A 14,110-nucleotide genomic window follows, 5' to 3' on the forward strand; every position below is an offset into this window, starting at 1 on the left:
CGCATAGTACTGGGTCATCGCGTCAAAATAGCTGTCGGCGCAGACCTCCCAAACCAGCTTCGACCCCGGTTCAAGCAGCGCTCGCGCCTCATCACCATGAGGCCCGGACACTACGAACAACTCCAAGCCATCAGGCTCCAGCCACAATTCATGGTTCAATGTCTCTTCTCGCCTCCATAGCAGGCCATTAGTGCCCCGTCGCCTGGCGGTACTGGCGTGGGGTGAATCCGGTCGAAGCCTTGAACTGACGGGTAAACGCGCTGTGATCGGTGTAGCCACATTGCAGCGCGACCTCAGTGATCGGCAAGTCCGTATGCAGCAATCGATGGGCATGTTCCAGGCGCACTTTCTGGATCATCTGCCGGGGTGTCAGGTGGAACACGCGCTTGCAGTAGCGTTCCAGTTGCGCGACGGAAATACCGGCAATTCGCGTCAGTTCACCGAGGGTGACACGGCGATTGAAGTTCGCCCGAATATGCTCATCGACAGCGGCCAGCCGCTCGAATGCCGGGTGGGTTTCGCTGGCCGATTGCAGATCGACCGAGATACCCGCCAGACCGATGATCTCGCCATCGCGGTTGTACAACGGCTGCTTGTGCGTCAGGCACCAGCCCGGTTCGCGGCTGCCATACAGATGCAACTCCAGCTGGTCCTCCAGCACAAAGCCCTCCTCCAGCACTTTGCGATCCTGCTCGGTGTAGCCCGGCCCCAGTTGCGCCGGAAATACCTGTGCGCTGGTTTTACCGAGCAATGGACGCAAGTCTTTTAACCCGCAACGTTGCACCAATGTGCGATTGGCGAGGACGTAACGGGCCTGCACATCCTTGATGAAAATCGCCGCATTGGGGATCACGTCGAGCATCGGCAACAGCAATGCCGCGCCGGCCAACAGCTCTTCAAGGGTTTGCGGACGATTGCCGCCAACGCCTTGGGCCAGGCGTGAAAACGCGTGCTGCATCAAACAATCCCCCCTCGTGACGTAGATTGGCCAAGGGCCCGCCCTGCGGCGTTCGCGTGCAGATTGCAGCATCGCTCAGCGCATGTCGAGAGCAGCGTTTCATCTGGGCGATTGTGCTGAATTCGTCATCCAACCCATCGCAAAACATCAATCGCCGCGCCCTCGATGAGTTCAAAGTCTGGCCGTCCCAGTGACACAACTGCCTATCCAATAACTCACAAGAAGGCGATGCCATGTCAGGCCAAGGCAAGTTCAAAAAACAGCTTTCACTGATCGACCTCACATTTATCGGACTCGGCGCGATCTTCGGCTCCGGCTGGTTGTTCGCGGCCAGTCACGTGTCCGCCATTGCCGGGCCGGCAGGGATTTTCTCCTGGCTGCTGGGCGGTTTTGCCGTGCTGTTGCTGGGCATCGTTTACTGCGAACTGGGCGCGGCCTTGCCGCGTGCCGGCGGCGTGGTGCGCTACCCGGTTTACTCCCACGGCCCGCTGCTCGGTTATCTGATGGGCTTCATCACGCTGATCGCGTTTTCCAGTCTGGTGGCGATCGAAGTGGTTGCCTCGCGCCAATACGCGGCGGCGTGGTTTCCCGGCCTGACCAAGGCTGGCAGCGGCGATCCGACGATTCTCGGCTGGATGGTGCAGTTCGGTCTGCTGTGCGTGTTTTTCCTGCTCAACTATCGCAGCGTGAAGACCTTCGCCAAGGCCAACAATTTGATCAGCGTGTTCAAGTTCATCGTGCCGTTGCTGGTGATAGGTGTGCTGTTCACCTTCTTCAAACCGGCCAACTTCGAGGTTCAGGGCTTCGCACCGTTCGGCCTGTCCGGTGTCGAGATGGCGGTGTCGGCGGGTGGCGTCATTTTCGCTTATCTGGGACTGACGCCGATCATCTCGGTGGCCAGTGAAGTGAAAAATCCGCAGCGCACCATTCCCATTGCGTTGATCCTGTCGGTGCTGCTGTCGACGCTGATTTACGTACTGCTGCAAATGGCCTTTCTCGGCAGCATCCCGACCGAAATGCTCGCCAACGGCTGGGCCGGTATCAGCAAGGAATTCGCCCTGCCTTATCGCGACATCGCCTTGGCGCTGGGCGTGGGCTGGCTGGCGTATCTGGTGGTGGCCGACGCGGTGATCTCGCCGAGTGGCTGCGGCAACATCTACATGAACGCGACCCCGCGGGTGATCTACGGCTGGGCGCAGACCGGGACCTTCTTCAAAGTCTTCACCCACATTGATGAGAAATCCGGCATTCCGCGCCCGGCGTTGTGGCTGACCTTTGCCCTGTCAGTGTTCTGGACCCTGCCGTTCCCGTCGTGGGAAGCGCTGATCAACGTGGTCTCCGCTGCGCTGGTGCTGAGCTACGCCGTGGCCCCGGTTTCCGTGGCTGCCCTGCGCCGCAACGCGCCGAACATGCCGCGCCCGTTCCGGGTCAAGTGCATGGGCGTACTCGGGCCGGTGTCGTTCATCATCGCGGCGCTGATCGTTTACTGGTCAGGCTGGAGCACCGTGTCATGGCTGCTTGGCCTGCAGATCCTGATGTTCGTGGTGTATCTGCTGTGCGGCCGCTTCGTGCCGACCGCTCACCTCAATCTGGCCCGTCAGGTGCGCTCCTCGGCGTGGCTGATCGCTTTCTACGCGGTGACCATCGTCCTGTCGAAACTCGGCACCTTCGGCGGTCTCGGCATCCTCACTCACCCTTTCGACACCATCGTTGTCGCCGCTTGCGCCACCGGCATTTATTACTGGGGCGCCGCAACAGGCGTACCGGCGCACCTGCTGCGTCTTGAAGAAGATGACGAGGAAAGCGAAGTCGTAGCGCCCGCCTCAACCGTGTCCGCGCGCCCTGCCGGCGCTTACTGAACTCATCCAACGGGATCCATTCATGAAAGAACTACACGTCATTGATTCCCACACCGGCGGCGAACCGACGCGCCTGGTGATGAAAGGTTTCCCTGATCTGCCGGGCAACAGCATGGTGGAAAAACGCGATGCCCTGCGCAATCAGCATGATGCATGGCGCCGCGCCTGCCTGCTGGAACCGCGTGGCAACGATGTGTTGGTTGGCGCGCTGTATTGCGAGCCGGTCTCGCCGGACGCCACCTGCGGGGTGATTTTCTTCAACAACGCCGGCTACCTCGGCATGTGTGGCCACGGCACGATTGGCCTGATCAATTCGTTGCAGTACTTGGGAAAAATCCAGCCGGGCGTGCACAAGATCGACACGCCGGTCGGCCCGGTCAGTGCCACGCTGCATGACAATGGCTCCGTCACGCTGGGCAACGTCCCCGCCTATCGCCACCGCAAACAGGTGCCGGTGGACGTGCCGGGATTCGGCCAGGTATTGGGTGACATCGCCTATGGCGGCAACTGGTTTTTCCTCGTCTCGGAGCACGGCCAAACGTTGACGATGGACAACGTCGAACACCTCACCGCCTACACCTGGGCGATGCTCAAGGCCCTCGAAGACCAAGGCATTTACGGCGAAGACGGCGCGGTGATCGACCACATCGAACTGTTTGCTGACGACGCCAACGCCGACAGCCGCAACTTCGTCATGTGCCCCGGCAAAGCCTACGACCGCTCCCCTTGCGGCACCGGCACCAGCGCCAAACTCGCCTGCCTCGCCGCCGACGACAAGCTGCAACCCGGCGCGACCTGGGTGCAGGCAAGCATCACCGGCAGCCAGTTCGAAGGCCGCTTCGAATGGGAGGGCGAACGCATTCGCCCGTTCATCACTGGCCGCGCGTACATGACCGCCGACAGCACGCTGCTGATCGACGAAACCGACCCGTTCGCGTGGGGCATCTGAGCCGCCGCGCGGACTTTTCACCTCAATTTGAATGATGTGCCAAGGAGTTAAAACAATGAGCGACAACATCTTCACCGGTTGCATGCCAGCCCTGATGACCCCGTGCACCGCCCAACGCAAACCGGACTTCGACGCACTGGTGGCCAAGGGTCGCGAGCTGATCGATATCGGCATGAGCGCGGTGGTCTACTGCGGTTCGATGGGCGACTGGCCGCTGCTGACCGAAGCCGAGCGTCAGGAAGGCGTGGCGCGTCTGGTCGCCGCCGGTATTCCGACGATTGTCGGCACCGGCGCGGTGAATTCTCGTGAAGCGGTTTCCCACGCAGCGCACGCAGCGAAAGTAGGTGCACAAGGCTTGATGGTGATTCCACGCGTAATGTCCCGTGGCGCTTCGCCGGCCGCGCAAAAGGCTCACTTCGCGGCCATTCTGCAAGCCGCACCGAATCTGCCGGCAGTGATTTACAACAGCCCTTACTACGGCTTCGCCACCCGCGCTGACCTGTTCTTCGAACTGCGTCACGAGTATCCGAACCTGATCGGCTTCAAGGAATTCGGCGGTGGCGCCGACCTGCGTTACGCCGCGGAAAACATCACCTCCAAGGACGATGACGTGACCCTGATGGTCGGCGTCGACACGCAAGTGGTGCACGGTTTCGTCAACTGCAACGCCACCGGCGCCATCACCGGCATCGGCAACGCCCTGCCCCGCGAAGTGCTGCAACTGGTAGCGCTGAGCAAGCGAGCGGCCAAGGGTGATGCCAAGGCCCGACGTCAGGCGCGAGAACTGGAATCGGCACTGGCAGTGCTGTCGTCGTTCGATGAGGGCTGCGATCTGGTGCTGTATTACAAGCATCTGATGGTGCTCAACGGTGACAAGGAATACACCCTGCACTTCAACGAAACCGATGCGTTGAGTGACTCGCAACGACGTTATGCCGAGCAGCAGTACTCGCTGTTCCGTCACTGGTACGAGAACTGGTCGGCGGAAGAGAACTTCGCCTGACCCTCCCCTCACCTGCCGCGAAGCCTTGTGCTGCGCGGCAGGCCTCCCTCTTTTTTCATCAGGAAGACACCATGACTCTGACGGGCCACATGCTGATCGGGCAGCACACGGTTGCGGGCAACCGCGCCGCCATTCACGGAATCAACCCGGCCACGAATGCTGCGCTGGAACCGGCCTATGCCGGTGGCTCGGCCGAGCACGTCGAACAGGCGTGCACATTGGCCTGGGCGGCGCTGGACGCCTACCGCGAAACAACCCTCAGTGCCCGCGCCGACTTTCTGGAAAGCATTGCCGCTGAAATCGAAGCCCTCGGCGATGAATTGATCAACCGCGCACACACCGAAACCGGCCTGCCCCCAGCGCGTTTACTGGGCGAGCGCGGGCGTACTTGCCAACAATTAAGAATGTTCGCGCGCACCGTGCGCTCCGGTGAATGGCTGGATGTACGTGTCGATAACGCACAGCCGCAGCGCCAACCGTTGCCGCGTTCGGATTTGCGTCAGCGCCAGATTGCTCTTGGGCCGGTGGCGGTGTTTGGTGCGAGCAATTTCCCCCTGGCATTTTCGGTGGCCGGTGGTGACACCGCTTCGGCACTGGCGGCCGGCTGCCCGGTGGTGGTCAAGGCGCACAGCGCGCATCCCGGCACCAGCGAACTGGTCGGCCACGCGCTCGCTCAAGCGGTAAAAGCCTGTGGTATGCCTGAAGGGGTTTTTTCGTTGCTGTACGGTTCTGGCCGCGAAGTCGGCATTGCGCTGGTCAGTGATCCGCTCATCAAAGCCGTCGGCTTTACCGGTTCCCGCGCTGGCGGATTGGCATTGATTCAAGCGGCGCAGGCCAGGCCCGAGCCGATTCCGGTGTATGCGGAAATGAGTTCGATCAATCCGGTGTTGCTGTTTCCGGCGGCGTTGCAAAACCGCGCAGAGGCATTGGCCGAAGGGTTTGTCGGCTCGCTGACCTTGGGCGCCGGGCAGTTTTGTACCAATCCGGGATTGGTGATTGCCCGTAAAGGCCCGGCCCTCGATGAGTTCATGGGGGCAACAGCCAAGTGCATCGAGACTCGTGCGGCGCAAACGATGCTGACGCCGGGTATCTATAACGCGTACGAATCGGCCGTGAAGGCGCTAGCCGAGAACGCGAGTGCACGTATCGTTGCGGCGGGGCAAATCGGCACCGGCGCGAATCAGGGGCAGGCGCATGTCTTCGTCACGCAAGCGGCGAATTTCCTGAGCGATCACAACCTCCAAGCTGAGGCGTTCGGCGCGGCGTCGTTGATCGTGCAATGCAGCAGCGACGATGAAATCCGTCAGGTTACCGAGCAACTGGAAGGCCAACTGACCGTCACCCTGCACCTTGACGACGCCGACCTTGAACTGGCTCGCACCTTGCTTCCGACACTGGAGCGCAAGGCCGGTCGCCTGCTGGTGAACGGCTGGCCAACCGGTGTGGAAGTCTGCGATGCGATGGTGCATGGCGGACCTTTCCCGGCCACGTCCGACGCGCGCACGACCTCGGTCGGCACCGCCGCTATCCTGCGATTCCTGCGCCCGGTCTGCTATCAGGATTTCCCCGACAGTCTGTTGCCCGCCGCACTGAAACAGGCCAATCCGCTGCACTTGCGGCGCTTGCTCGACGGGCAAAGGGAAGCTGCGAACCATGGCGAATAACGTCTCCTGCGACATCGCTGTGGTCGGCGCCGGCATCATCGGCGTCGCCTGCGCACTGCGTCTGGCGCGCCAGGGATTGCGCGTGGTGGTCATTGATCAGCAACCGCCCGGCCACGGCGCCTCGTTCGGCAACGCCGGGCATCTGGCGACCGAACAGGTGTTCCCGATTGCCGACGCCTCCATCCTCAAACGCCTGCCGGCCATGCTGATGGACCCAATGGGGCCGCTGCGCCTGGACTGGAAATACCTGCCCCGCGCCTTGCCGTGGTTCACCCGACTATTGTTGAACCTGCGCGCCGAGCCTTTTCAGAAAACCGTTGCCGGACTGCGCGCGCTCAACGAAAGCAGTCTCGACGCCTGGCATCGATTGCTCAGCGATATCCAGCGTCCTGATCTGCTCAAGGTCGATGGTTCATTGCTGGTGTTCGAAAAGCCTGAGTCCCGCCAAGCCATCGAAGCCCTGCAAGTGCGCATGGCTCAGCAGCAGGTCGCGGTCGATTACTGGCAGGCCAGCGCCATCCGCGACACCGCGCCGCAACTCAGCGAGCAGATTCAGGGCGGCCTGTTCTTCCCGCGCACCGGGCACTTCATCGACCCGTATCGCGTGGTCTGCGAACTCGTGGAAGCGGCGAAAGCCAGTGGCGTGAGTTTTCTGCAACAACAGGTGCAAGGGGGTTATGTGCAGGAGCACGGCGTTTCGCTGGTCACCGGCAACGGCGGCCTCAGTGCAAGCCGCGTGCTGATTGCCTGTGGTGCGCACTCGGCGAAACTCACCGCCGCACTCACCGGCCAAAAAGTCCCGCTGGACACTGAGCGCGGCTATCACCTGATGCTGCCGCAGGAACACGATCGCCTGCCCTTCCCCGTCACCTCGCTGGAGCGCAAATTCATCATGACGCCAATGACCGAAGGCTTGCGCCTGGCCGGCACCGTCGAGTTCGCCGGGCTGCAAAAGCCGCCGAGCATGGAGCGCGCGTGGCAACTGCATCGATTGAGTCAAGGTTTGTTTCGCAAGGATCTGAGTGCCGAAGCAGCGACACCGTGGATGGGCTTTCGTCCGTCGTTGCCGGATTCGTTGCCGGTGATTGATCAAGTCTGTGATGGCAAGGTGTTGCTTGCATTTGGGCATCAGCATTTAGGGTTGACGCAGGCGGCGGTGACGGCGGAGATGGTGGTGCGGATGGCTTTGCCTACGGTGGTAACAAAGACCTGCAGCCTGCCAGTCAGCGAACCGTACAGGCTGAATCGTTTTTGAAACGGAAGCTTGATCCAAAAGCCTGCTTTCGAGAGCAGGCTTTTGTGCTCGGGGAGATTTCCTGTGGTCTGGAGACAAAGATGTTACGAGGGCATTAGCCAATGTCGCTCAGTGGTCCAACCCAAAAAAACCTTTGCACCCTCATCCTTTTGGCGACTCAGCGTCAGCCGATTTCCTGCAGCGGCAACACGCAACCCGACCATGGCGGGCAGAAATCTTTCTCGGAACTCACCGGATTGCGTCGCAAAATGCGCTTCAAGACTTTCGAGTGCCGAATGCAAAAGCTCTCCATCCAGCATCGACAGATAAAACATCATCTGACGCCACGCATACGCGGTGTTTTTCAACATCAGCAGACGAGCATGGTAGAGCGATAGGTGCGTTTGGTGGCGTTTGCAGATCCATTTAAAGCACGACAGCGCCAATGCACTTAGACGGTGTTGCAGCAGTATTTTGAGCTCGAGTTCGCCAAACAATACCGCAAGGTTTTGTGTTGTCAGGATCTGTTGCTGTTCGAGGATTGTACCGTTGACTGCTGGCTGCCACGTGCCCAGGACGGCATTTGCTCGCTGTGCGCACAGCGTCGCCAATGCATCAGAGTTGTTTATTCTGCGCCGCGATCGGCGGTGATCGGGAAGGCTCGCCAGTCCATCTGTATCAATGTCGTAATAGCGGGCGTAAAGCGTTCCAGCGATCAGCTTGGCCGATTGTCTGGCCGCTCTCGAAAATTTGTTGGAGAAAGTCCCCATGAAAATGTCAGCAGCCACTTCCTCGACGAAGGGAAGGTCCAACTGAGCCGTTTGAGCCAGAGAAACAAACTCCTGCAGTAACTTGTTAGGAAGAATCGCTTGCGGAAACGCAGAGAGAGTTAACGCGGAGGCTTCAACCAAAGCTTGTCTAGCGCCCGTAACGGAGTTGGCGTTCGTCTCACGCTCAGTTTCTAAAGCCATTACCCAAGGCAGCTCTGCAATTTTGACCTGACTTTGCAGGTTGACTAGCAACAATGACCGCCGACGGCGGAAGGCACGGTACGTAGCACCTCCCAATGTCTGAAGCGTTCCGTCTCGATATCCGGCGTTACAGATTTCAGCCGTCATCGCAGGCAGTACTTGCGCCACAGTATCGCCGGATGAGATCAAGCCATGGTCAATCAGCTCGGCGATTGTGCCCTTGCGGCAACGCTCCAGGCGTCGGCGAACAGCAGCCGGAATGATCGTCCCTACGATCAGTGCGTGACGCTTCGTCTCTTCATCGGTGATAGGTTTCAACAGTGGAGCAAAGTCCTCGACGCCGTCCGCACCCGGATAATTTTCCAGACGCTCCGCTACAGCATGGGCGATCAAATGATGTCCGGGGGCAGCCACGTGATTTCGCTGCTCTTCCCGTTTAATCGAGTGTGCGCGGGATTCGGGATGGCCATGTTTGGCGACAAAGTCATCGACAATTCGCCGGACGCGACCGACGTCTCGGCCCGTCAATGCTGCTTGATCACGGGAACTCTGAGCGAGTAACGCAAACAGTTCTGCTGCCCGGTTCTTGAAGGGTCCTCGGCTATTGAATTCAGTGCCACAGGTTTCAGCGATCTGCTTGCCAAGTAAGGTTGCGCGCTCAAACCAGCCGTCAGGATAGTGTCGGCAAGGCCAGCCGTCCTGATACGTCAAAATAAACAGTGAGACCGCAGCGTCGTAGAGAGGCAGTCGGTTTTCTACAACATGTTTTTGAACAGCGAGACGCGGTTGAGCCGATTGCCGCGTCAGCCGCTGCCTGACACTGGCGGTATCAAAAACATGCACCTCAGCCGTCGAGATCAGTGGTTCGTCAACGGCAGTCGGGAAGAAACGCAGCCTTTCGAAGAAAGGTGCGATCTGTTCGATCAACGTTCGCGCTTCGTCATTACGCTGATGCCGCAGAAGCCATGACACTGTCAGCAGTGCGGCCTCCTCCGGAACATCGATTTGATAACTGCCTTTCGCCAAACGTTCTTGCAGCGATGCGACTCCTGCATCTGAAAGGTGCCAGGCGTTCAGATCGAGCCGTTCATGACCGGCACGGATGCCAGGAATCGACGCAGCCAACTGGCGCTCGTAGGCAGTCAAAGCACCACCAGCAAGCAGTCGCCCAGTGGCAAATCCACCTGTCACCACTTCCAGTGTGACCCACGTTGGCAAATCGGCGAATGGCATGCGTAAACCGTACTGTGCGCTGCCCTGCAGCAGATGTTCGACAACCCGTTGCCAGCGCTCGATACGATTGCGTGTCTGCTGACCCGCATCGCTCCGCGAAACGGTCAACGCCCGCGAGAGCTGGAACACCGCATAACCGGCACTCACTCCACTGCGCTCGTCGAATTCACTGTCGTGCCTGGACATACTTCCCTGTGACTCTGCAATGTAAAAAATGGGTCCGGGGGCTGGATTCGAACCAGCGCCCACTCGGTCCAGAGCCGAGCGTTCCACCGCTGAACTACCCCGGAACAGTGCGCGCATTGTTGACTAGACACGAAGGGATGTGAAGTTCGATGTTCAGGTTTCTATTACAAGATAACTCCTCGGCGTCGCGGCCTGAAACAAGCGCTCGCATCCATTCAGTGCTCAGCGTTGCTAATTGATTATTCAATTTCGTCGACAGAATTTGACAGGCCAACCTTAGCCCGACAAAGTCGCACCCCTTTTTCCCGCCAATGATGCCGCAAACAGCAGGCAAATCTGGGGTTGCCGTTGAACGAAAACACTTTGTCCATGCGCCTTGAGCGTGTGGCCGCACACGTGCCGGCTGGTGCGCGGCTGGCCGATATCGGCTCTGATCACGGGTATCTGCCGGTGGCGTTGATGCGCCGTGGCGCGATTGAGGCGGCGGTGGCGGGTGAAGTGGCGTTGACGCCGTTTCAGGCGGCGCAGCGCACGGTGCGTGAAAACGACCTGCAAGCGCGAATCACCGTGCGCCAGGCCAATGGCCTGGCGGCGATCAACCCCGCAGACCGGATTACCGCGATCAGCATCTGCGGTATGGGTGGCGAAACCATCCGCGACATCCTCGAACGCGGCAAGGCGCACCTGAGCGGCAGCGAACGCTTGATCCTGCAGCCCAACGGTGGCGAGCAACCCTTGCGCCTGTGGTTGATGGAAAACGGCTACCGCATCCTCAGCGAGGAAGTGCTGCGCGAAAGTCGCTTCGACTACGAAATCATCGTCGCCGAACGCGCCGAAGCGGTCAGCTACACCGACAAGGAGTTGTATTTCGGTCCCTTGCAGATGCAGGCGCGCAGCCCGGCATTCCTGATCAAATGGCAGCACAAACTTCGCCACAAGCAGAAGACCCTCAGCCACCTCGCCCGCGCGCAACAGGCGTTGCCAGAAGACAAAATCGCGGACGTTCGTCAGGAGGCGCAGTGGATACGCGAGCTGTTGACTGAATCGCATGGTCAGCCCGTACTCGCGAATGAACCGCAAATCAGGGAACCTTGATGTCGGTCAGAAGTGAGCGTGGCGCCACAATCTGTGGCTTGTTGGCAATCCTGTTGTGGAGCACCGACCGCCGCGCTGATCCGTAGGGTCAGCGAGATGTTCGGCCCGTTGGGCGGTTCATAGGAATAGGCAAGGCTGCAAGACGAACCGGCATAGGTGCCTCGCTGCCTGATCGCTACCATGACTTCACACCAGCCTTTGGGAGATTGTCATGAACCGTAGCAAAACCCTGTTCATCACCGGCGCGAGCAGCGGCTTTGGCCACGCCTTGGCCAAAGCCGCGCTGGCTGCGGGTCATCGCGTCATCGGTACGGTGCGCAATGAAACCGACCAGCAAAACTTCCAGTCCCTGTCCCCGGACAATGCATACGCCGTGCTGCTCGATGTCACCGACTTCCCGCGGATCGACAGCGTCGTCGCCCAAGTGGAAGCGACTCACGGCCCGGTCGATGTGCTGATCAACAACGCCGGTTACGGTCACGAAGGCGTTTTCGAAGAGTCGCCGCTGGAGGACATGCGCAAGCAATTCGACGTCAATGTGTTCGGCGCGGTCGCGATGACCAAGGCTTTCCTGCCCTACTTCCGCCAGCGTCGCGCCGGCCACATTCTCAACATCACGTCCATGGGCGGCACGATCACGATGCCCGGCATCGCCTATTACTGCGGGAGCAAATTTGCGCTTGAAGGGATCTCCGATACCCTGAGCAAAGAGCTGAAGCCTTTCAATATATTCGTCACGGCTGTAGCGCCCGGCTCGTTTCGCACCGACTGGGCCGGCCGCTCGATGCAACGCACCGGGCGCAGCATTGCCGACTACGACGCCAGTTTTGACCCGATCCGCAAAGCCCGGGAAGAGAAAAGCGGCAAACAGCTCGGCGACCCGCAAAAGGCTGCGCAAGCGCTGTTGCAGATCATCGCCAGCCCGACGCCGCCCGCCCATCTGCTGCTCGGTAGCGATGCTTTGTCGCTGGTGCGTGACAAGCTGCAACGAGCGCTCGACGAGATCGATCAATGGCAAGCCCTGACCCGCTCCACCGACCATTGACAGAGGACGCAATGACCCAGGCCGATGCAACCACCGCCCGCATGGTGCAACTCATGGACACCCTTGCGCCGGTCGAGGGCTACAACCTCAGCGCACTCGATGACGTGCGTTTCCTGCGCTCGAATCGGCCGCTGACCCGCACCCCGGTGCTGTATGACCCCGGCATCGTCATCCTCTGTCAGGGTCGCAAACGCGGTTATCTGGGCGAAGACACCTACGTCTATGACGCCCAGCACTACCTTGTCGTCTCCGTGCCGATTCCTTTCACCATGGAGACCGACGCCACGGCGGCCGAGCCGATGCTCGCGATTTACATGCACCTGGATTTCCATCTGGCCAGCGAGTTGATGCTGCAAGTCGATGAGGTGCATGGCGCCAGCGATGCCCAACCCAAAGGCATGTACGCCTCGCCGATGGACGACGCACTGCGCGCCACGACCTTGCGTTTTCTTGAGGCGATGAGCGTGGCCGGTGAAGCGCAGATCCTCGGACCAGCGCTGGTGCGGGAGATCTATTACCGCATTCTTACGGGCGGGCAAGGTGGCTCAATGCGCGCCGCGCTGCAGCGTCAGGGGCATTTTGGCAAGGTCAGCCGAGCGATCCGCAAGATCCACAGCTGTTATCAGCAACGCCTTGACGTCGAGCAACTGGCCCACGAAGCGAGCATGAGCGTGCCGAGTTTTCACCTGCACTTTCGCAGCGTGACCGATACCTCGCCGATGCAGTACCTGAAGTCGACACGCCTGCATCAGGCTCGGTTGCTGATGCTGCGCCAAGCCATGAGCGCATCGGCGGCAGCGTTCGACGTCGGCTATGAAAGTGCCTCGCAATTCAGTCGCGAGTTCAAACGCTTTTTCGGCCGGACACCGCAGGCCGAGATTGAATGGATGAAGGCGACGTATGCGTTGCCGGCACCGACAACGTCATCTGAATATGTGTCGTCGCATTAGATCGCTCAGTTCGCAGGATGGAGCGCGGCCGCGTGGTGCATCGCCAGATGCCCGGTCTTGTCACTTTTGACTTCGTATTGCGGTGCTTCCTTTGAAGCAGGCCGGTGGCGCCCCATGAACTCGACATCCCGGGTGTGCACGTTGACAACCTTGCCGCGAATCTCGCCGGCCTCGCTGTTCCAGTGAACCGCGTCGCCGACCTTGAATGACCTGCTCATGGTCCGCCCCTCAACACTGATTCAATTCAATCATTGCGACTCGGGATGCTCACTCGACACCGAGTTGTTGGCCGCCACGTCCGTCATGTCTTCATCGAGCAGCGCCTCGTCATCGGCGGGCAATGGAACCTCGGGCTGATCGCGTTTCGGGTCATGCCCCGTCTCATTGTCGGTCGTTCGCGTCACTTCTTGCTGTGACCGGTTGCCCGGTGCGTTTTCATCGATGTCCATGCCTCGCTCTCCGTTCTGACACACGGGAAATCCGTGCCTGAACGTGAGAGACAATGACGTGGCGCAAGTGCCGGGCACTGGACGAACGGCGCGCCAACGAAAAAAGCCTGCTTTTGAGCGCAGGCTTTTCGCTTGGCGCACTTGAGGCTTATTTCTGCTGCGCGGTCAGCGCCGAGTAGCTGTTCATCAGGTTGCGGTAGTTGGGAATCCGCTGCGACAACAGATTACCCAAGCCTTCAATGTCGTTGCGCCAGTCGCGGTGCAGCTCACACGCCACCGAGAACCAGTTCATCATCTGTGCGCCGGCCTGGGTCATGCGGCTCCACGCGGCTTGTTGCACGGTGGTGTTGAAGGTGCCGGACGCATCAGTCACCACAAACACCTCAAACCCTTCCGCCAGCGCCGACAAGGTCGGGAACGCTACACACACATCCGTTACCACACCGGCAATGATGATCTGCTTGCGGCCGGTCGCCTTGATCGCTTTGACAAAATCTTCGTTGTCCCAGGCGTT

The 14,110-nt window shown here is 60.0% G+C and carries 13 protein-coding genes and 1 tRNA gene; 8 read left to right on the plus strand and 6 right to left on the minus strand.

Going from position 1 to position 14,110, the window contains the following annotated elements; genetic code table 11:
* Positions 1-187: 187 nt before the first annotated feature.
* Positions 188-958 (minus strand): AraC family transcriptional regulator, encoded by a 771-nt coding sequence (locus tag CQ009_RS17325; protein ID WP_064390420.1) that lies wholly within the window; start codon positions 956-958, stop codon positions 188-190.
* Between the two features lie 233 nt (positions 959-1,191).
* On the opposite strand from CQ009_RS17325, the gene CQ009_RS17330 reads away from it, so the two are divergent.
* From CQ009_RS17330 to CQ009_RS17350, 5 genes are all read left to right on the plus strand, one after another.
* Positions 1,192-2,817 carry an APC family permease gene (locus CQ009_RS17330; protein WP_105707724.1) on the plus strand — a complete coding sequence of 542 codons (1,626 nt, stop codon included), beginning with the start codon at positions 1,192-1,194 and terminating at the stop codon, positions 2,815-2,817.
* Positions 2,818-2,839: 22 nt separating this feature from the next.
* Positions 2,840-3,766: a 4-hydroxyproline epimerase gene (locus CQ009_RS17335; RefSeq protein ID WP_105707726.1), complete on the plus strand. Its 927-nt coding sequence runs from the start codon at positions 2,840-2,842 to the stop codon at positions 3,764-3,766.
* Positions 3,767-3,821: 55 nt separating this feature from the next.
* A complete protein-coding gene (locus CQ009_RS17340; protein ID WP_064390423.1) occupies positions 3,822-4,769 on the plus strand; it encodes a dihydrodipicolinate synthase family protein in 948 nt (315 codons plus the stop codon).
* Positions 4,770-4,840: 71 nt separating this feature from the next.
* Positions 4,841-6,433, plus strand: a complete 1,593-nt coding sequence (locus CQ009_RS17345; RefSeq protein WP_105707728.1) for an aldehyde dehydrogenase (NADP(+)) — start codon at positions 4,841-4,843, stop codon at positions 6,431-6,433.
* Positions 6,423-7,688 (plus strand): FAD-binding oxidoreductase, encoded by a 1,266-nt coding sequence (locus CQ009_RS17350; protein ID WP_105707730.1) that lies wholly within the window; start codon positions 6,423-6,425, stop codon positions 7,686-7,688. The genes CQ009_RS17345 and CQ009_RS17350 overlap by 11 nt, the downstream gene beginning before the upstream one ends.
* 83 nt (positions 7,689-7,771) lie before the next feature.
* Here CQ009_RS17350 and CQ009_RS17355 read toward each other — a convergent pair whose 3' ends face one another.
* On the minus strand, positions 7,772-10,057 hold the full coding sequence (locus tag CQ009_RS17355) for a hypothetical protein (RefSeq protein ID WP_105707733.1): 2,286 nt from the start codon (positions 10,055-10,057) through the stop codon (positions 7,772-7,774).
* 29 nt (positions 10,058-10,086) lie between these two features.
* Positions 10,087-10,161, minus strand: a tRNA-Gln gene (locus tag CQ009_RS17360).
* Between the two features lie 244 nt (positions 10,162-10,405).
* Between CQ009_RS17360 and CQ009_RS17365 the strand changes: the two genes are divergently transcribed.
* The 3 genes from CQ009_RS17365 to CQ009_RS17375 all read left to right on the plus strand — a co-directional run bounded on the left by CQ009_RS17365 (position 10,406) and on the right by CQ009_RS17375 (position 13,147).
* Complete coding sequence (locus tag CQ009_RS17365) at positions 10,406-11,152, plus strand: tRNA (adenine(22)-N(1))-methyltransferase TrmK (RefSeq protein ID WP_305889165.1); 747 nt, start codon at positions 10,406-10,408, stop codon at positions 11,150-11,152.
* 211 nt (positions 11,153-11,363) lie between these two features.
* A complete protein-coding gene (locus CQ009_RS17370; RefSeq protein WP_105707735.1) occupies positions 11,364-12,197 on the plus strand; it encodes an oxidoreductase in 834 nt (277 codons plus the stop codon).
* 11 nt (positions 12,198-12,208) lie between these two features.
* Positions 12,209-13,147: an AraC family transcriptional regulator gene (locus CQ009_RS17375; protein ID WP_064390428.1), complete on the plus strand. Its 939-nt coding sequence runs from the start codon at positions 12,209-12,211 to the stop codon at positions 13,145-13,147.
* A 5-nt stretch (positions 13,148-13,152) separates the two neighbouring features.
* Here CQ009_RS17375 and CQ009_RS17380 read toward each other — a convergent pair whose 3' ends face one another.
* The 3 genes from CQ009_RS17380 to CQ009_RS17390 all read right to left on the minus strand — a co-directional run.
* A complete protein-coding gene (locus CQ009_RS17380) occupies positions 13,153-13,365 on the minus strand; it encodes a DUF2945 domain-containing protein (protein ID WP_064390429.1) in 213 nt (70 codons plus the stop codon).
* Positions 13,366-13,395: 30 nt separating this feature from the next.
* Entirely contained in the window at positions 13,396-13,596 is a 201-nt protein-coding gene (locus tag CQ009_RS17385; protein WP_064390430.1) for a hypothetical protein, read from the minus strand.
* 148 nt (positions 13,597-13,744) lie between these two features.
* Positions 13,745-14,110 (minus strand): isochorismatase family protein (locus tag CQ009_RS17390; protein ID WP_105707738.1); only part of this gene is annotated, 366 nt, incomplete at its 5' end.

The sequence above is a fragment of the Pseudomonas sp. MYb2 genome, assembly GCF_002979955.1.
GTDB lineage: Bacteria > Pseudomonadota > Gammaproteobacteria > Pseudomonadales > Pseudomonadaceae > Aquipseudomonas.